Raw genomic sequence first — 18,709 nt, 5'->3', positions numbered from 1 at the left:
AACGCAGCAGGCTTGTGGAACTTCTACTTAGATGCAGCATAAGTTAGATAACAGTCAGGGCAAACCCTGTCCCAGAGCTGGTTTTATTTCCCAACAACTCTAATATCCACATCTCTAGCGGTAACCGTGAGTGCGCCAAGCCCAACAGTCGGTTTATCGCAGGGAGTAACACGACCAACAATGACCCAGAGATCGGCTTTGCGTCGGATGCGGCACCAGATCCCCGCTGGAATCACGGCGATTAAATACCAACGATCGCCGAATTTGAAAGGTTTATACGTTCCTAGGAATAAACATAGGGGACGTTCAAGTTCAACACTGCCCTGTTCCAAGCTGGGAGCCGGAATCTGACGAATACAGGCAAAGAGGTCGATTAATTGCCCTTGATAGTTTGGATCGAAAAGGCAAAACGCCCCCCGATCGTCGGTGGTTGCCCGCAGGATATGGCTGGGGGCTGTTAGCTGTTGCAAGCTTGCTGTTTCGACCTCTTCCACTACTGATTTGAGGCTGCCTTGATTGGGTCGGGCAAAACTGTCAGTCGTGGCCTCTTGGCGCTCTGAGGTACGGGCATAAATTTCAGCCCCACCAATGGCATCCCAAACTAGAAAATTGGGACAAATTGCGCCGTAGAGATATCCGTAAATGCTACAGCGTTCGTTAATAATTTCACTCATTGTGTAAACCTTAGATTACAACTTGAATCATTCAGTCAATGCTGCCCCAACCTATTTCTGTAAAATGGATTGATTTGCTAGAACCGACGATTTTATGGATCACGGGTATTTCATTTGCTAAAGGATGTCCGCGATCGCTAGAATCCCTAGCGATCGCACTACGGATCTCTCAGTCATTCCTGTGCTGCTGTTTTCTCGGTCTGTGCGACAGTCTGACGATTGGTGACAAAAGCAGCAACTGAAAGTGCTACCAGTAAGATGCCAAATAACGGATTAAACCATCTGCCACACTGGGGACAGATCACGATCGGGATCCCATCAATGTCAACGATCGAAATTAAACCAATTAACCCTAAAGCGACCCATGCCAATTGTCCGATTCGATTACTGCCCATATTGCCTCCTATTTCAATGTATTTTGTAAAGAGGGTTTGGAAAGAACTAGCGTAAAGTGACTGAATTAGAACGGTAAGATGTGCTTGTTTTGCGATCGGTCAACACCACATAAACCTGCTGGGGTGGAGCTGTGCCGCGTTCTACGGCAAACCACAGGGAGTCTAGATCTTGGGGTGAAGAGAGGGCACAGAACCCGTAGATTCGTTGATTCGTTGCAGTGTTGAAGATATCAACCCAAGTTCTGGAGGCGTTGGTGTTGGAGCCACAAGGGGGTAAATCAGGAGCAGATGCGAAGAGTTCCGCTGGAAAGATTTCTTTGTTGGCGATCGCGAGCTTATATCTAATCCACTGCTTTCCATTGGCGGTATAGGCTTCTGTCCCCTTAAAAACTAGTCGGGGAGTGAGGGCAACTTGTCGGAAGCTTTCCTGGGTGAAGTAGTTTTGGCGATTGCTGTTATCAACGAATTGAGTAAAGTTTTGCAAGACAATTTGATTGTTTCCGGCTCCCCGCAAGTTGAGTGTTAGGATGTTTCTGGCAAAGGAAGGTGCATAGGTGGTAGTTGCCGCAGTGTGGTTAGGATCTTGGACGTTTCTACCATAGGTCACTAGCGGGGCTAAACCCCAGTCGCAGTCAGTTGGATGACACTTGCCAAACACTTGAATACGCAGGTCTTGACCTTGTTTTGTGATGACAAATCGTGTGATGCCGCTGGTGTTGGAGTTAACGTTGACCCAATTACCGACAAAGTCTTGAGGTGCAGCCTTTGCTGAACTAACTAGACTACCTGCTAGGGCAATACTTAAAGCTGCGATCGTGAATGTCTGTTTGAGCATAGTGTCCTCTCTTTAAAATCTGATTCAGGAATAGCATCTGAGAGAAGATTAGGGTTTCACTGAAGATGCTCCTTATGGTTAGCCCCTAGTTTGAGCGATCGCGCTTGCCTTTGTATCAAAAGAACAGCGATCGTAGTCCTGTTAAATTGATCGGTTCAATGGAAGTTCACCTCCTGTTTGATTTGGACGATCGCCTGCTTACCAGATCATCGATTACTGTGTAGGCGGGGTGATTGCTGATGTGTCTCCAAGACCTGTTCTTGGGAAGTTGTAAAAGGTGGCCTTCTGATCATCCCAAACGTTATCATGACTGCAATCACGTCAATTGCCAGCATGACAATTTCTAACCCTGAAAATTTGAGTCTGGGTAAGGCAATGATAATTGCAACCACTTGTGTGCCGATGAAGGTTCCGCGTGTAAACAACGTCGCTAAATTTCTCTGGAAAATGGGAGACATGCTTTTTCTGTAATTTTCCCAGCCGCCACCTGCCACTCGGCTCTCAATTCGATCGCGGATATACAAACCCAGTTGGCGGATGACGATCGCGTTTTGCTGCCAGCCGACCGCTAGAAACAGGGTAATGATCGGGTAGACCAGCAAAACCACGGGGGTGGTGTTGGTTTGTGAGCCTAACGATAGAAATGTCCCAGCAACAATCAGGGCAAGGGCAATAAATTGATACTGGATTTCCAGACGCTTTACAATTTCGTTATTGAGGGCGTTAAATTCGTTGAGCGCAAACGTGGCGCTGTCGATGTCATTGGAGGGTGAGTTGGTGTTGAGGTCAGACATGATTCCTCCCTTGAGCTTTGGAAAAACTGGATGGATGAGAGGGCGATCGCTGGATTCAATGCTTTTGACATACCCTTTTGTTTCCCTTGATTTATCCACAACAAGTAAATTTTTGATGTTACCGATCGCGCCCCGCCCTGTAGCACGGTCATGTTCCTTAACGCCATCAAGACCTCTTTTCTGCTGGCGGGGTACGAGATAATCTCACGTTTCTACCATACAAAACCTCCTACCATCTTTGAATTCAGTTACAGTATTCCTCCCCAATAATTTTTTTACTTTGCATGTCAAGTTGATCTCTCATTTCTCATTGCTTACCCCATTTTTTGGGGAAGTGGCTGATCATGAGGTATATTCTCCCAAGGTTCAGTTTCCTCAAAATAGTCAAGGTTCAATGCTCTTGCTTCTGCTTGACGAGAAAACATTACCTGCGAAAGTGTATTTAAGAGAGAATCAAGGTCTGTTTTCTGAGGTAAATCTTCTGCAATGCGATGTCCGAGTATTCCCATAATCCTAATCGTCACCGGAAGAACATGCTCTTTAGAGTTTTTCCAGCCTGTCATCAACGATGCGCCGTGTCTGTCTTCGTCCCAATGTGAGAGCCTTGTTCCCGATCCCCCATGGGTTTCAACACGCATATCACTTAAGTCAGGAAGCATATTGATTGCAGCATCAGTAAATACGCCAGTGGTTGAATTAAACAGTCCCATCCAGTCACTCCATCCCATCCCTAGAGTATGTCCAATCTCATGAGCAATCGTTCCCGAAATTTCGTTACGGGTGTAAGAAGAAAGGTATTTGGTATTGAATTCTACAACACCATAGAAAACACCGTCTTTCTCATATGGCGCATATGCTCTAGCAATCGTATCGCTATCTTCTGTAAAGATACCTAATCGCACCACAATGGAGTATTTTGGACTGATAAACTTGTTCCAGAAGTTACATGCGACCTTCGCAGATTTCTCGAGCTTACCATCGACATCCTTGACAATGTAGTAAGTGATTAAAGTAGGAGTGATGTTAGATTCAAGTATTTTCCTAAGTGAAATTGGAGGATTAAGTGCTAATGCTTTAGCAATCGATCTTACACTTGATTTGCCCAACATCCGAGCTACTTCTCGTAGAGTCTTCATAAAATCAATCTCCATTCGCACGAATATGCTTTCTAGTGAAAGCTTTGACTAAGGGTCGTTAGCTAGCTTCAGATGCCTACAACTAGGGGTGCCTGAGGCTATACCCTATCCCAAGGATTAATTGCTTGAAATTCAGGATATATAGTTTGGTCATCTGTGAAGTAACCTATCCGAGTTCAATGCATTTTTCACGAAAATGCATTGATAGAATTGCCTGACGCAAACTTTGATTGTAGGAAATAGGTGTATTTTGGGAAATCCCTATCTTGGCCAATCCTTCTCGGTAACTCAACATCGTTATCCCTCCTGTTACCAGGCTTTAATCACTGCTTAATGGTTTACTGCAACCCTTGATTAAGGCAGATTATCAAGGGTTGCCCACAGAATGCGTTACTGAAGAGCAATCAAAATTAGGATTAACCCCATGTGTACTTGTAGAGGACGCAGATTTTTGTCCCATTATTGTGGGTGCTCTAGCTTATCGATCCGGGTTGTCAAATGAGCCACCTCATCTAGGAGTCGCTTAATCGCTGCTACTAACTTCAGCTCGTCGTCTCCAGATTTTGCGTAGGTAATCTCGTCAGAGCTAATCGAAAGCGTCGATCTGAAAATACCAGATGAAATACTGACCTCCATCAAATCAGGTTGAATTTTCACGCTATTAAACTGTGTCAGATGAATTGGCCCTCCGCCTATCTGCGATGTGCCTTGAAGCTCAATTTTGTCCGTCTTTAAGTCCGAGATTAAAGCCTCATTTGTCTTCAAGTTGCCCGAAATCGCAGCATTACCTTTCAAATTCAGATTGCCGTCATCAATATAGACTTCTCCGCAGATTTTTACACCACCTGGATAATCCTTTCCCCAATTGAGTGTTAGTCCATCATTGAAGTCATGAACAAGAGCACGACGAAGAGGAGTTTGATTTTTACGTCGATCAGGGGCATCTAATTTGAGATCTGCGCCTTTCAAAGTCAGATTACCGCCATCAATATAGACTTCTCCGCAGATTTTTACACCACCTGGATAATCCTTTCCCCAATTGAGTGTTAGTCCATCATTGAAGTCATGAACAAGAGCACGACGAAAAGGAGTTTGATTCTTACGCCGATCGGGGGCATCTAATTTGAGATCCCAGGCTTGTACGGTTACAGTATTGTCATCGAGCATGATATCGCTGGACATATTCAAGCCTCCTTGCTAATAAGTAGTTTTGTTTCAGTAAATTTTCTCGTTCAGGACAGGTAGGTTATGGCAACCGTTCAGGGGGTCACGAGAGAATGAGGGTTCCAGCTCTTGAAATAGCCTGCTTGGACCTAGTTGAGCCTGATTTTTGCCGATCCGGATTCTCAGCAATGGCTGAAAGCCACTAAATCCGTACCCCCCCTGAACGGTTACAGGTTATGGGACGCTGATCGCATACCTCAACCCACCTACTTCATGTTGTACAGAATCACCCCATCCATGCTGTAAACCTCTACCGCCTAGGTACCACCCCTCGGCGTTGGCGGATGCGAGAGCTTCTGTCCCAGAAAAGCGATCAGATTGCCCGTTGCTAAGGCCGTCTCTAACAAGCTCTGCAACCTCGGCTCAGCAGTCAGCACCGCCACCGTCTTACCCGGTGTATCCCGCAGGGCTACCAAAGCATGACACCCGTTATAGGTGGGTAACGCATAACCCTCAACCAACACGACATGCCCAAACAGTTCAACGGTTTGAGCAACCGCCAATGCCGCAGCATCAATTTTTATGCCTCGTTCCAAAGGCTTTTCTATAGACGTTTTCATACTGTACTCTCCTTAAATTACTCAAACATTACAAACCCTGCGGCAGGAACGGTAATCAACACCGCTTTCCCATTCCGCGCTTCCACCGTTACTGATCGACCGATCTGCGCTACATCCGTTGAGTAAAGGCACTTCAACCCATCCCCTGTTTGATGCAGTTCATTGTCGATCGTCACCCAGGCAGTTTTAGGCTGGTCATAATCTGTGTTAATCGCCAACACCATCTCCTTACCGTTGAAAAGCCGTGACCAAGGCACGATCGAACGAATTTGATTACCGACCATTTGCGGAAAGCTAAAGCGCACCCCATCATTGGCATCCGAAATGGGTCGTAGGTATTGCCGACCGCGCCGCAGAACAATATTTTTCCGACGAATGTTGAGTACCTTAGCCAGTTCCTGGTAAACCGGTTTTTCTTCGTTAAAGAAATGGACTCCCCGGCTTCTAAATGCACCAAATTCACCGCCGAACATCGATTCCCGAATGTAGCGATCGCTGCCACCTTCCCCATCAAAGCACTGCTCGCTGCCGTAGTAGATGCAGGGAATCCCTAAGGTCATGGCATTTAAAGCCAGCACATTCAGCATGACTTTTTCCGCATTAGCATCAGCACAGAACCGCGCTTTATGACTGCCCTTGCGGACTTGATCGTGATCATCAAAGGAGGTCACAACTTTATTGCGGAACCAAATGTGGGAGCCTTTGTTAACCAGTTCTGAATTGCGGAACAGGTCAAAATACTCGCTGGGATTGCGATATCCTTTGACCAAGTATTCCAACTTATCGGGAATATCATCAATGCCAAGAGCCGCACTCAATCCCGTTAACTCCAAGGTTTCATAGGCTCGTTGCCGTCCACCGGTAATTTCGCCCAGTAAGAAGAAGTTTTCCTTGCCGATACTTTGGGCAAACTCGCGAATCACCGAGACAAAGTAACGGGTTGCGCCAATGTCCATATGCTTGACGGTATCGATGCGAAAGCCATCAATATCTGCATCTGCAATCCAATACTGATAAGCCTTACAGAGATTCTGCAATGCGTTGGAGACTTGGTAATCATCCGCAGAACCGTAGCCGTGGTGAACATCCTTCAGGTCACCAAAATCACCCTCGCGGAATTCGGGATCATAATCCCAATTTTTGATGTATCCCTTGCGGGTAAAGGCATCGGGATCTTGGAATTCGGCAGGCCATACGGCTCCATCAATGTCTGGTAGATGTTGGGGATCGGTCTTGGCAAAGGGCATCGTGGGATGGCCCTGTTTGTCGTTAAAGCCTTCAACTGGATAAGTGTTGCCTGTCCAGGGGCGATCGCGATCGCCTACGTAGGAAAACACATTGCCTGAGTGATTCAAAATAATATCTAAAATCACATAAATGCCGTGGGCATGGGCCAGTTGTACCACTTCTTGCAGATCTTCGCGACGGCCAAAGCGAGGTTCAATGGCTAAAAAGTTCTGAATTCCGTAGCCATGGTAGGTGTCTTGGAATCGGACTTGTTTGAAGATTGGACTAATCCACAGGGCTGTTACCCCTAACCGCTTGAGATAGCCAATTTTGCTAGCGAGTCCCTTGAGGGTGCCCCCAACATAGTGAGTTCCAGCTTCGCGCCATTGGCTAGCCTCTGCTTCTGTTTGAATGGCATGGTTGCGATCGGCAACTGTTCCTAAGGGAGTTGTGCCACTCTGTACGAGATTGCCAGCATTGTTTTTATATCCGTTTTCGTTGCCATCGGAGAAGCGATCGAGCATGAGAAAGTAGAAGACTTGATCTTCCCAAGCAATGGGTGACTGGAAGTATTGCTTGTCCGAAGTCATTAAATTTAATTTTATATTTGCTAATCTTTGTTCAGTCATTATTCTTCCTCTAGAAATGATTAATGGAGAACTTTAAATAGGTTGGTTCGATCGAACAGTGAGATGTTGATATATTCATAGTGGATATATCAAATGCAATCTTGAATTAAGATTGTTTACGGCGGAATGTTTTAGAATGTTTTTCTAGGCACTACTAAATACCTCCTCCGTTGGGAGTAGTTAAAAATTGAACGCTGAAATTCCTAGAGACTAAACTTAAAATCGCTCCAGTGTTATCGTATTTCTCTGTTAAGATTCAACAGTTAAGATTTAACCTTGTAATTCACCTCTGTGCGCTAATTAGCTTCTCCTAAATTTCTAAGCTTTTATCGTCAAAAGCCGATATGTAATCAATAATGCTTACCCTAACAAATCTTCTATGAAAGTTAATCAATCTTTCTAAAAAGGGTAGCTATTTTATCCCTTCCTTCTTACACCATAAATCCTATTTCTGTAATTCTGTCTCTTTTGTCAGATCTTTCTAAATAAAAAATATTTTTGCTTAGGATTGCGTGTGGAATTTGGGAGAAGTTTATGATACTTGCCCTGTGACTAGTCGATTAATCGGGAACTCTAATAAACTTCTTATTGGCTGGCAAGGTTAAAGAATTATTTCATGCTTTTAGAGAATGATTATTTCTTTTGGTTAGTGTCTAGCTTGGAATCGTCATTCTTCAAGTTTTGTCCTAGGCAGCGCTGACTTCACAAGTTTCTCAACTTTATGGTTTAGGGTGAAACCATAGAATTCGATCGCGCCGCAAGGAGTGTCCCGATGCCTGTCAATACTCAAGGCGATCGCCCGTCTAACCTGCCTAAGCCCAAACAAATTGGGGGAAGCCTTTTGTTGTGGCTGAGTTTACTGCTATTGATTAATTCGTTGCTATTTCGTCAGCCGCCCTATATCCGCAAGCCCTATAGTGAGTTTATTCAACAAGTGCAAGCAGGGCAAGTGAAAACGGCAGAGGTGGGTAGCGATCGCATCCTCTACACCCTGAAAGATGCTCAGGAGAATGCGCCTAAATGGATCACCACGCCAGTGGCGAATGATCTTGAGTTGCCTAAAATTCTGCGGGACAATAAAGTCGAGTTTTCTGCGCTATCTACCAGTGACATTAATTGGATTTTTACCTTGCTAGGCTGGATTTTGCCGCCTCTGCTATTCTTCAGTCTCTGGGGTTGGTTCATGGGTCGGGGAGAGCTGGGAGGAGGTGCGTTAACCGTAGGTAAAAGCAATGCTCGAATCTATGCTGAGGGTAATACAGGGGTGACCTTTGATGATGTCGCTGGCGTGGATGAAGCGAAGGTTGAATTACAAGAGATTGTCGATTTTTTGAAACATGCTGAAAAGTACGCTCGGTTGGGGGCTAAGATTCCTAAAGGTGTCCTATTAATTGGCCCACCGGGAACGGGAAAAACCTTGCTAGCCAAAGCGATCGCGGGTGAGGCAGGGGTTCCATTTTTCAGTATTTCGGGTTCCGAATTTATTGAACTGTTTGTGGGCGTGGGGGCTGCGCGGGTTCGTGATCTGTTTGACCAAGCGAAGAATCAAGCGCCCTGTATTGTGTTTATTGATGAATTGGATGCTTTGGGCAAATCTCGCGCCACCGGAGGCCCGATGCTAGGGGGGAATGATGAGCGGGAACAAACCCTTAACCAGTTGCTGTCGGAAATGGATGGGTTTGATCCAAATACGGGTGTGATTTTGCTGGCGGCGACAAATCGGCCCGAGGTGCTTGATCCGGCGCTGCGGCGTCCGGGTCGTTTCGATCGGCAAATTCTGGTCGATCGACCGGATAAATTGGGTCGGGAAGCGATTTTGTGTCTCCATGCCAAGAGTGTGAAGCTGTCGGAAGATGTGAATTTAAGCGTGATTGCAGCTCGGACTTCTGGCTTTGCAGGGGCAGATTTGGCGAATCTGGTCAATGAGGCAGCACTGTTGGCGGCACGGGTGGAGCGATCGGCGGTGACGATGGCGGATTTTAATGAGGCGATCGAACGGGTGGTGGCGGGTTTGCAGAAGCGATCGCGGGTATTGAATGAGATGGAAAAACGAACGGTGGCCTACCATGAGGTGGGGCATGCGTTGATGGGGGCAATCATTCCAGGCACGGGGAAGGTTGAGAAGATTTCTATCATTCCACGGGGGCTGGGAGCCTTAGGGTATACACTACAGATGCCGGAGGAAGATCGGTTTTTGATGACCGAGTCGGAAATTCGGGGTCAGTTAGCAATGCTATTGGCTGGACGAACGGCTGAGGAGTTGATTTTTGGAACGGTGTCCACGGGGGCCAGTGACGATATCCAAAAAGCCACAGATTTGGCGGAACGCTTTGTGACGCTGTATGGCATGAGTGCTAGTCTTGGGCCGATCGCCTTTGACCGGAGTCAACAGAGCTTTCTAGAGGGGTATTCTTCCCCGCGTCGGACGATTAGCGATCGGGTAGCCGAAGCGATCGATACGGAGGTGAAACAACTGATTGAAGGTGCCCATGGCGTGGCTAAAACGGTGTTGGCAACGAACCGAGGATTACTAGAGATGATGGCGGAGGATCTACTCAAGTCGGAGGTTCTGGAGGGAGAAGATCTGCAAGCTCGGCTAGAACAAGTGCAAATTTCGCCTCAAATGAAAACTTGGTTGGCAAATGGTACGGTGCCTAAGAGTCTGCCGGATTTAGTCAATATTGAGCAGCTTGGCTGCCAAGTCTAGGGGGCTAGTGGCGGGAAACGCATTAGGAGTTAGGGAAGGAGGTCTGTCAATATGCCGTTCTATCCCATCAGTGGTGTTCTCTATATCATTGTTCAAGTTTTACTCTTGACTGTTGTTGCTCTCGTTTGGTATTTCAATGGAGGTGGCGTGTAATGCAAAACCTATGGAAATCAGATAATCTCATCACCTATGTTCTGATTAAGCTGTTTGTGATTTTGCTACTGCTCTCGATTTTGTATCTTGTGAGTTCCGATGGTTCGTTTTTCCACCCTTTCTACTTTTCCCCGTTTTTTGCATATTAGTATATTATTCTTGTATTGGAAACGGTGAACTAGGCGTTGCTAAATCTGACTATGCAACAGTCTATCAAAAATGGTACTGACATAAGGTCATAATTGGCATAACCGACCACAAGTTTTTAATGGTTTCAGTTGCTGATTTATGTTTCCGTCAGTACCGTTCGTCTATAAAAGCCTTTTGGCTTCGTTTGTGCTAACAAAATTCAGTAATGCTCAGATGACTCTAAACTCTCAGAAGCACTGTTCCTAGCTGTGTTCTATATTAGATGAAATTAGCGGAACCATTCAGGGGTAAGAATGCTTGTTTGAGTTCTGTAATTTGTCCCCCACTGGAAACTACTACATCTAGAAATTTTCCACTGGTAGGTAAGCTTGGTAGAATTCCTATAATTTGCTTGTCTGTTACCTGTGTGATTTGAACAGACTGTCCACCTATTGTGACAGTTGTATTTTCTAGGTTCCCAAAATTTTGTCCCCCAATTACAAAGCGATTGCCACCGATAGAGGGTGCACGCCAAGGAAAGATATCGTAAGCTGTGACTGCTGTGCCGACTACATCATCTGGGGTTGCTACAGTCACTCGACTGTCTGTAAAGTCGATCCCTATTAGAGATCCTCCAGGCGCAGTTAAAATATCAAGCCCATCAGCAATACCTGTTAAGCTCTCATTCTTAATCACGTCTGTCCCATTAGCAGCTAGATTTATACTGAAAACAGAACCATCGTACTGCTGGGTAATCAAGTTTCCTTTGAGTTGACCGTCAAAAGTAGTAGCTCGGTACTCGTCGATACCATTAGTTGACGAAGGAAAAAGAGTTAATGGTGCAGTGTATTCATCTGAAGAGATGCCTTCCTCTCCGTGCCGATAACTATTTTGTCTCGGGTCCCTAAAGCCACGATTTCGATTTGCATGTCCATAATAGTGACCCTCTATCAAAAGATTGAGTTCATCTAATGCACCTACTGCAGGTTGTTGGGTTGTTGATCCAGTTGATTCATCTCCAAATCCGGGATTAGAGCCATTATCAGTAGCATATAACTTGCCTGTAGTAGTCCATACAAGATCGTAGGGATTCCGCAGCCCTGCAGCAAAAACTGATACATCGACTCCATCTTTTACCTTGGCAAGATCACCAAATACCTGACTTAATGCAGGATCAAAAGTAAGCCCATCTGGAGCTAAAAAGTCATCAGGAAGCTTATACTCAATCTTCCCATTAAAATCAGGTTTGCTAATTGTTGCTTTGAGTACAGATGCTGAGAGTGGTGATTCGGGTAAGCCTCCAATTGCATTATTTGTTATACCTGCATTGGTATTTCCGCCTACAGCAATGTATAAGTCCCCATTGTTATCAAACGTCATGCCATTAATGCCATGATCATGGTTAGAAACGGGTAACCCAGTTATTAAGGGCTTAAGAATAGAGAAATCGGCTCCCTCTAATAAGGATATCTGTCCACTGTAGGGGGATAAATCTGTGTTAGGAAATCCTTTGCCTCCATTTGCAAATAACTTGCTGTGGGCAATGTAGATAGTAGGTGAATCAGAAGTGTCGAAAGGATTAAAAGCAATTCCTAGAATATTGTTATTTGAAAGCTTAGTGAGAGTAGTAATGCTCTGAGTTTCAATAATGTTGTACTGAGTGTCAAACGTATAAACGATGATTTCGCCATCATAGGTACCTATATAGAGTTTTCCATCAGGCCCCCAAGCTGCTGTGGTTGGTTTGTCAATTGTTGTCATGGTTTTCTGAGTAAATTTAATAGGAGGAAGATCATTATCAATTACTTTGACTTTGAGAGGCTCAATAATTAAATTGTTATAGTTAAGATCATTACTGATGGTTGTGTGTGAGATAGTGAGATTTTGTGTACCTTCTTTGGTACTATCGTTAATAGCACCAATAGTAATCTTTTGAGGTAAATACCAATTATTAGGTGAGAAAGTTAAAGTGGATTGACTAAAAGTTAGTTGGTTATTAGTCTGTAAATTAATTGTGACATTATCGGTGGGCTTTGAATTCAAGACCACTTGATAGGTATCTTCTGTTCCGTCTTCGGTGACAATAGTTTGTCCATCCTTATCTTCTACAATTACCATCGGATTAAAAGTTGGGATGATTTCGATTGCTGAAATCTTGGCATTATTTAAACTAGCTGTCATATCTAGATTCAATACCCCATCGGTGATTCGCAGATATGGTGTCGAGATGATAAGGGCAGAGTTTTCGCCAGGGAAGAAGGCATTTTTTGATTTAGAAAAGATATCTAAGTCCTGTATAACTGATTGTCCTTCCAATGATATATCGAACTTGCGTTGATTGAAGTTTTTGAAGAAAATCTCAGCAAAGTGTAATTTAACCTGATAAGTTCCATATGCGACAGGAACCATATATTTTAACTGATTGGCCCAACGCTCAGTTTGATAAAGCTGATCATCTTCAGTTTTGAAAATTTCTACAGGTGAAAAGTATATATTACCTCCATCAAAAAATTGGTCAGCTTGCCAGAATTGTCCTAGTTCATCAATGTAGCTGTTACCACCTGCGTTAATTCGGATGGGTATGGGATGATCCGAGATTTCAATAATGCCACGATAGATTCCAAAGTAATTGTTGGGCAAGTCATTCCACTGTCCTTGCCAATTCATGACTGCAAAATCTTCTCCTTCAGTAAAGGAGCCTCCAAACTTATAGTCGTTTGGTTCTCCGGGAGCCCAGTTGCGATAGGTGGAAACCTCTCCGTTGATCCACTGAAAATTGTTTTCTTGTTTTTTATCGGTTAGTCCAATCCAGAATAGTTCATTGGCTCCAAAGGTTTGTTTAAGCCATGCTTCTTCTGTTGCATTATTGATAGTGACCAAATTGCCGCCAAAGTTTTGAGCTTCTGCTTGAGCTTCTTCCCAGCTTTTAGCACTGGATGTTAATCGATAGGTTTTACCTTGATACTTAAAAGCTGGGATTTCAATAATGCCACGATAGATTCCAAAGTAATTGTTGGGCAAGTCATTCCACTGTCCTTGCCAATTCATGACTGCAAAGTCTTCTCCTTCAGTAAAGGAGCCTCCAAACTTATAGTCGTTTGGTTCTCCGGGAGCCCAGTTGCGATAGGTGGAAACCTCTCCGTTGATCCACTGAAAATTGTTTTCTTGTTTTTTATCGGTTAGTCCAATCCAGAATAGTTCATTGGCTCCAAAGGTTTGTTTAAGCCATGCTTCTTCTGTTGCATCATTGATAGTGACCAAATTGCCGCCAAAGTTTTGAGCTTCTGCTTGAGCTTCTTCCCAGCTTTTAGCACTGGATGTTAGTCGGTATATTGTGCCATTATCAGCTTGATGAGAAGTGAAAGGGCTAGGAGGTACTACTGCTTGATTTGGAGAAAAGGTATTCATGATGTTTACCTGATGCAGAATTGGGTTTGAAGGTCTAAATCGATATACTTGTTAAGCAATGTTGGCTACTGGCAGTATCTTGATTGGTAACTACTCAGCCTACTATCAAAACTCCTCAAAAGCTTTTATGACAAGCTTTTGAGCCAATTTTCTCGAAAATCAGATTCTCATTAAGCCTCTGAAAAAATGATCTCATTGAAAATTAACTGATTTTTCAGTGATTGAAAGAATGTTGAGAACGCTATCCATAGTTGCTCAGGAATTTTAAATTCTAAATTTAGAGCCTGAGTAGTTAAGTTGCCTTGATTGTTCTGTAATTTTCTAATTGATTAGTTGGATAGATATAATTATTTAGTAAAAAATGTTTGGTGTCAATAGTTGGTAAATTTAATTTTATTGCAGACTTTTACCTTTTCTTAATGTGTTGATTTTGGCTAAGAGTTACGGTAATGTACTTGAGTTAAGTACAGTTACCTTATAATAGTGTCTTCAAAAACTAGACAGACTAGTTCAAAAAATAAGGCTACTGACGCCTCAGATACAACTGCTCAGGATAAGAAGCCTGTGTATGCTTCTGCGCTGGCAAAGCTCCGCAGTAAGCTAGACCAGCAGGGTATTGTTGTCACTCAGCGAGAATTGGCGGTTCAGCTAGGGGTTACGGAGACAACTATTCAGAACTGGGAGTATGGCAAAGTGGGCGCAATCCAGTTCCAACGGGTGATCCGCTTGTGTGAACTTTTGGAATGTGAGATTGAAGATTTGATTACTCCTCTACCGGGTGATGAGCCTCTCGACTATTTTGATATTTCCGATAAGCCCGACTGGAAAACGAATATCAAAGAATTGAGAGAACGTAAACGATTAACTCAGAGAGTATTGGCTTATAGGCTAGGAATTACAGATATGACCTTAAAATCGTGGGAAAATCATCATAAGTGTGCTGAGTTAATTGCAAGAATTATCAAACTTTGTAGAATTCTGAGGTGTCATGTGCAGGATTTAGTTGAGGTTAACCCCACTATGACTATAAAAAAATAGCGTTATTTCATAGAATACGGTTGAATTTTCTTGGAGGTGGTGATAGATTTCTTCAAACCGTAAGTCAGGGTCACGGTAAAGGAGCGTCTCGGGGAAATGGCACAGCAGAACTTATGCCTTGAGATGGTTTTATTAAGTATTCCAATTGTCTTAGCTAGCGAGCAAATTAGCGAAGAGTCTTTGAGCCACTTTTTTGAAACTATTAATCAATTATTGGAAGCTGGAACGAATATTTTTATTGGTGCTCACTGGATTGCTAAGCTGCAAGCATATGAGGGGTCTCAATATGACTTGATTAGGCAATTGCTAGATGTCTTGAAAGAACGAGTAGAAATCTTGCAAATCCCAGAAGAAGTTTCAAAGATTTTTGATTTCCTTCCTTCTGCTCCAGGGATAGATCTACGAATTGCCTCTGAAAATGGAATTGACTGGCATATCTCGTGGAATAACTCTGATCCTCAAGATCCCAATGCAATTACTTTATCTAATCGCTTAGAGTATGGAGATGAAGAGCTAGTTGTTTTACCTGCTAGCCAGTTTGTTCAGCAACACCTCAATTTTGATTATAGTCTGCTTTATACTAATCTTATTGATGAAATACAAGGAAACAAAAAACTAGAAACAGTATCTTCATCTTCTTGGTTAGTATTTAGTGGAACCGTGCTTGCTCAAAAAATATTTCCATCCGAACAAGATGATAGATCTAGCTCAGAATTTCAGACACAAAATCAAACACGTAATTTAGCTAAAATGTCCTCTTTTTCTAAGTTATTTGGAGGAAAACAGCTACTTTATACTCTAGCGATCGGTCGATTACCAATTCTAATTTTTGGTTTGCATTGGCTTGAGTCTGTAGCATCAGATCATTTGCCATTGTCGTCACATCTTCACGGTCAACCAGCTTCTATTCGCACAAAGAGTCAGCATTTATTACAAACAGTCCGTTCACTTGATGCTCAATCTCCAGTTTCTATCGAATTTCCCCCTCTTTTTTCTACTAATCTAGAAGTTAGTGAAGTGAATAATGAGTTAAGTCAATCTTCTATATCAAAAATCAATAGTTATCTGAAGTTTGTACAAAGTTCAGGGGGTTCTGTGTTGAAAAAAATAGTATCATCTGCTTTATCTAATTTAGTAAGTGAAGAGCTAGATTTATCTACTAGAAGTAGCATAGGGAAGCAAAGATATTGGGATGAATTTTCTCTTGATGGTATTTCTTGGAAAGCTAGAAATCCAACTGTAGCTGTACCACAAGCATCTCCTGGATTAGCTTATCCTGTCGCTCCACCTAGTCTCCCAATGCTATTCACTTATCAGAGTTACATTGAGTATCTTCGCAGATCTTATAAAGAGGAAATCAGAGGAAAATCTGGACTGCTTGACAAATATCGTGTAGATAAATATTTCAGCATGTATTTTTATAGTACAAAAATACTTTTTGATGGGTATATAGCTAGTTTATTACCTCAAAAATATGATTTACGATCAATAGTTGATTTTTTTCATAAGAATCAGTCATTTATTCAATTTTATGGTGAAACGCTAGATAATTTTGTTTTGGTCTATCGAGGTGAAAACTTAATTCAAACAAATGACCAAGATAGTTTAATTATTACTAGTGAAAGTAATAGTGTAATTATGCTTGGTCGAGGAGAGGATATTATTGCAGTAGATCATGGGGTAAATCTAATTTTTTCAGGTGCTGGAGAAGATTGGATTATGATCCGGGATGGAACCAGTTTGATTTATGGTGGGCTGGGAAATGATACTATTGTGATCGAAAATGGTCAAAACTGGATTCAATCAGATTCTGGTAATGATTTAATTGCTCTGCGGTCTGGATATAACTTTGTGAATGCAGGTGATGGATACAATCACATTACTCTATGGGATGGGTTCAACTTAGTTGATACTACAGTAGGTAGTAATGTTATTTGGAATGAAGGTGGAGAAAATATTTTCTTTCTGGGCCTTGGTACTGGGAAGAACAAAATTTATGGTTTCCAATCTAACTCTCGCTTTGGTCTCATAGGTGGCATTAGCTATGAGGATTTAGTCTTTAAACCGTCTGTTGATAGGAAATATATCGAAATTAGCATCAAGTCAAGTAACAAGGTACTGGCTACAGTTTTTACTTGGGATAGTTCCCTAGATTTAACGCAGCGTCAATTCTTCGAATCTGCTGAAGTAATTGCTTCTAATTTCGTGCAACCGTTAAATGTGGCGTTTTCAGATCTAGATCAACAATTGGATAGCTATGGTTATACTCAATTGGCTCAAACATTGTTCAGTAATCCGTTCTCAACATCAGTGAACGATACAAAATTGAGTCTATTGAGCATCGCTAAACCACCGTTTTCTACCTAAACGCATCTTCCTAGTAAAAAAATATCCTCTACAAGCTTGTTAAATTCTCAAACTAGCTGCATTGCCCACAGAATTTATTCTTTGTATGCTGTATGCAGTGTAGAGAATGATTCCCTAAAACCACTGTGACTCAACTCCCCTCTTTATCGATCGATTCCCTGACCATCAATGCCGATCGCTTAATACAGCGCTTAAATGAACTAGCGACGATCGGTCAATTGGATACGGGCGGTGTTTGCCGTCTTGCCTTTAGTGAAGCAGATATTCAAGCACGGCTATGGATTCAGCAGCGCATGGTGGATGGTGGGATGACTGTGCGGGTGGATGCGGCGGGTAACCTCATTGGTCGCTATGCAGGAACCCAGGATGATTTACCAGCCCTCGCAACGGGTTCCCACATTGATACGGTACCTGTGGCGGGCAAGTTTGATGGCTGTCTGGGGGTGCTGGCGGGCATTGAAGGGGTGCAAACGTTATCGGAAAACCACCTGCGGCTGCGCCACCCGATCGAGGTAATTGTCTTTACCGATGAAGAGCGATCGGTGATTGGCTCGAAGGCGATGGCTGGGGAATTGTTGGATGATCCAGCGCTCTATGCGAGGTTGGATGGAACGTCGATCGAAACCTGTCTAAAAAACGTGGGGGGGAACTGGACGGAAATCTCGACGGCCAAGCGGTTTCAACTGACGGAGACTGGGGAAAAATGCTCTGACTTGGCGGCCTTTGTGGAATTGCATGTGGAACAAGGTGGTGTTCTAGAAGCGGCTGGGGCAGAAATTGGTGTCGTCACGGGTGTGGTGGGGCAGTATCGCTTTGCGGTCACGATCGTGGGGCAGGCCAACCATGCAGGAACGACGTCGATGAATGCCCGCCAAGATGCGCTGCTGGCGGCGGCCCAGTTGGTGGTGGCTGTGAATCAGATTGCGACGGCCAGCCCAGGAGATCAGGTGGCGACGGTGGGGTATCTCATGGTTTCGCCCAATGCGACGAATACGATCGCAGGGCAAGTGGATCTGCGCATTGATCTACGGGATTTGTTCCAGGCTCATTTAGAAGGATTGGTCGCGCAAATTCGATCGGCTTGTGAGAAAATCGCCCAGTCTACGGGAACGGAAATTACGCTCCAACCAACGCTCCATATTCAGCCCACATTAGCGGCACCGCAAATTATGGCGGTGATTGAAAACGTGGCTAATCAATTACAACTCCCAACGCTTGAGTTGCCGAGTCGTGCTGGACATGATGCGCAGGAAATTGGTCGAATAACAGATATGGGAATGATTTTTGTGCCTAGTCGATCGGGGATTAGTCACTCGGTGGATGAATACACTTCCAACCAGCAATGTGTACAAGGTGCAATGGTACTGCTTAAGACGCTGATTCAGTTAGATAATTGCTATGATTAAATTTCTAGCAATACTGCTAAGGGATTT

13 protein-coding genes are annotated in these 18,709 nt (G+C 43.7%); 4 read left to right on the top strand and 9 right to left on the bottom strand.

Features of this window, described 5'->3' with window-relative positions; genetic code table 11:
- Positions 1 to 83: 83 nt before the first annotated feature.
- From ACN4EG_RS14590 to ACN4EG_RS14555, 8 genes are all read right to left on the bottom strand, one after another.
- Positions 84 to 674, bottom strand: a complete 591-nt coding sequence (locus ACN4EG_RS14590; RefSeq protein ID WP_431630471.1) for a hypothetical protein — start codon at positions 672 to 674, stop codon at positions 84 to 86.
- Between the two features lie 173 nt (positions 675 to 847).
- Entirely contained in the window at positions 848 to 1,069 is a 222-nt protein-coding gene (locus ACN4EG_RS14585) for a hypothetical protein (RefSeq protein WP_431630470.1), read from the bottom strand.
- Between the two features lie 46 nt (positions 1,070 to 1,115).
- Positions 1,116 to 1,904, bottom strand: a complete 789-nt coding sequence (locus ACN4EG_RS14580; RefSeq protein ID WP_431630468.1) for a hypothetical protein — start codon at positions 1,902 to 1,904, stop codon at positions 1,116 to 1,118.
- Between the two features lie 206 nt (positions 1,905 to 2,110).
- The gene (locus ACN4EG_RS14575; protein WP_431630466.1) at positions 2,111 to 2,698 is read right to left on the bottom strand and encodes a hypothetical protein; all 588 of its coding nucleotides are present in this window, start codon (positions 2,696 to 2,698) and stop codon (positions 2,111 to 2,113) included.
- Positions 2,699 to 3,012: 314 nt separating this feature from the next.
- The gene (locus ACN4EG_RS14570) at positions 3,013 to 3,834 is read right to left on the bottom strand and encodes a M57 family metalloprotease (RefSeq protein WP_431630464.1); all 822 of its coding nucleotides are present in this window, start codon (positions 3,832 to 3,834) and stop codon (positions 3,013 to 3,015) included.
- Between the two features lie 459 nt (positions 3,835 to 4,293).
- Positions 4,294 to 5,016, bottom strand: coding sequence for a hypothetical protein (locus ACN4EG_RS14565; RefSeq protein ID WP_431630463.1), 723 nt, complete (start codon positions 5,014 to 5,016; stop codon positions 4,294 to 4,296).
- Positions 5,017 to 5,315: 299 nt separating this feature from the next.
- Positions 5,316 to 5,618: a hypothetical protein gene (locus ACN4EG_RS14560; RefSeq protein ID WP_431630462.1), complete on the bottom strand. Its 303-nt coding sequence runs from the start codon at positions 5,616 to 5,618 to the stop codon at positions 5,316 to 5,318.
- Between the two features lie 17 nt (positions 5,619 to 5,635).
- Positions 5,636 to 7,474, bottom strand: coding sequence for an alpha-amylase family glycosyl hydrolase (locus tag ACN4EG_RS14555; protein ID WP_431630461.1), 1,839 nt, complete (start codon positions 7,472 to 7,474; stop codon positions 5,636 to 5,638).
- Positions 7,475 to 8,246: 772 nt separating this feature from the next.
- On the opposite strand from ACN4EG_RS14555, the gene ftsH reads away from it, so the two are divergent.
- Entirely contained in the window at positions 8,247 to 10,181 is a 1,935-nt protein-coding gene (gene ftsH, locus ACN4EG_RS14550; protein WP_431630460.1) for an ATP-dependent zinc metalloprotease FtsH, read from the top strand.
- Positions 10,182 to 10,742: 561 nt separating this feature from the next.
- On the opposite strand, the gene ACN4EG_RS14545 is transcribed toward ftsH, so the two are convergent.
- Positions 10,743 to 13,871 (bottom strand): malectin domain-containing carbohydrate-binding protein, encoded by a 3,129-nt coding sequence (locus ACN4EG_RS14545; protein ID WP_431630458.1) that lies wholly within the window; start codon positions 13,869 to 13,871, stop codon positions 10,743 to 10,745.
- A 564-nt stretch (positions 13,872 to 14,435) separates the two neighbouring features.
- On the opposite strand from ACN4EG_RS14545, the gene ACN4EG_RS14540 reads away from it, so the two are divergent.
- The 3 genes from ACN4EG_RS14540 to ACN4EG_RS14530 all read left to right on the top strand — a co-directional run bounded on the left by ACN4EG_RS14540 (position 14,436) and on the right by ACN4EG_RS14530 (position 18,682).
- On the top strand, positions 14,436 to 14,909 hold the full coding sequence (locus tag ACN4EG_RS14540) for a helix-turn-helix domain-containing protein (RefSeq protein ID WP_431630457.1): 474 nt from the start codon (positions 14,436 to 14,438) through the stop codon (positions 14,907 to 14,909).
- A 96-nt stretch (positions 14,910 to 15,005) separates the two neighbouring features.
- Positions 15,006 to 17,276 carry a calcium-binding protein gene (locus tag ACN4EG_RS14535; protein ID WP_431630456.1) on the top strand — a complete coding sequence of 757 codons (2,271 nt, stop codon included), beginning with the start codon at positions 15,006 to 15,008 and terminating at the stop codon, positions 17,274 to 17,276.
- 125 nt (positions 17,277 to 17,401) lie between these two features.
- Positions 17,402 to 18,682, top strand: coding sequence for a Zn-dependent hydrolase (locus tag ACN4EG_RS14530; protein ID WP_431630454.1), 1,281 nt, complete (start codon positions 17,402 to 17,404; stop codon positions 18,680 to 18,682).
- The last annotated feature ends 27 nt before the right edge of the window (positions 18,683 to 18,709 follow it).

The sequence above is a fragment of the Alkalinema pantanalense CENA528 genome (genome assembly GCF_050753345.1).
GTDB lineage: Bacteria > Cyanobacteriota > Cyanobacteriia > Leptolyngbyales > Leptolyngbyaceae > Alkalinema > Alkalinema pantanalense.
This window is presented reverse-complemented; position numbering and strand designations above follow the sequence as displayed.

Bases quoted from the DNA above. Each gene is read 5' to 3' on its own strand.
- ACN4EG_RS14590 (WP_431630471.1), bottom strand. From the start codon at position 674: ATGAGTGAAATTATTAACGAACGCTGTAGCATTTACGGATATCTCTAC.
- ACN4EG_RS14585 (WP_431630470.1), bottom strand. From the start codon at position 1,069: ATGGGCAGTAATCGAATCGGACAATTGGCATGGGTCGCTTTAGGGTTA.
- ACN4EG_RS14580 (WP_431630468.1), bottom strand. From the start codon at position 1,904: ATGCTCAAACAGACATTCACGATCGCAGCTTTAAGTATTGCCCTAGCA.
- ACN4EG_RS14575 (WP_431630466.1), bottom strand. From the start codon at position 2,698: ATGTCTGACCTCAACACCAACTCACCCTCCAATGACATCGACAGCGCC.
- ACN4EG_RS14570 (WP_431630464.1), bottom strand. From the start codon at position 3,834: ATGAAGACTCTACGAGAAGTAGCTCGGATGTTGGGCAAATCAAGTGTA.
- ACN4EG_RS14565 (WP_431630463.1), bottom strand. From the start codon at position 5,016: ATGTCCAGCGATATCATGCTCGATGACAATACTGTAACCGTACAAGCC.
- ACN4EG_RS14560 (WP_431630462.1), bottom strand. From the start codon at position 5,618: ATGAAAACGTCTATAGAAAAGCCTTTGGAACGAGGCATAAAAATTGAT.
- ACN4EG_RS14555 (WP_431630461.1), bottom strand. From the start codon at position 7,474: ATGACTGAACAAAGATTAGCAAATATAAAATTAAATTTAATGACTTCG.
- ftsH (WP_431630460.1), top strand. From the start codon at position 8,247: ATGCCTGTCAATACTCAAGGCGATCGCCCGTCTAACCTGCCTAAGCCC.
- ACN4EG_RS14545 (WP_431630458.1), bottom strand. From the start codon at position 13,871: ATGAATACCTTTTCTCCAAATCAAGCAGTAGTACCTCCTAGCCCTTTC.
- ACN4EG_RS14535 (WP_431630456.1), top strand. From the start codon at position 15,006: ATGGCACAGCAGAACTTATGCCTTGAGATGGTTTTATTAAGTATTCCA.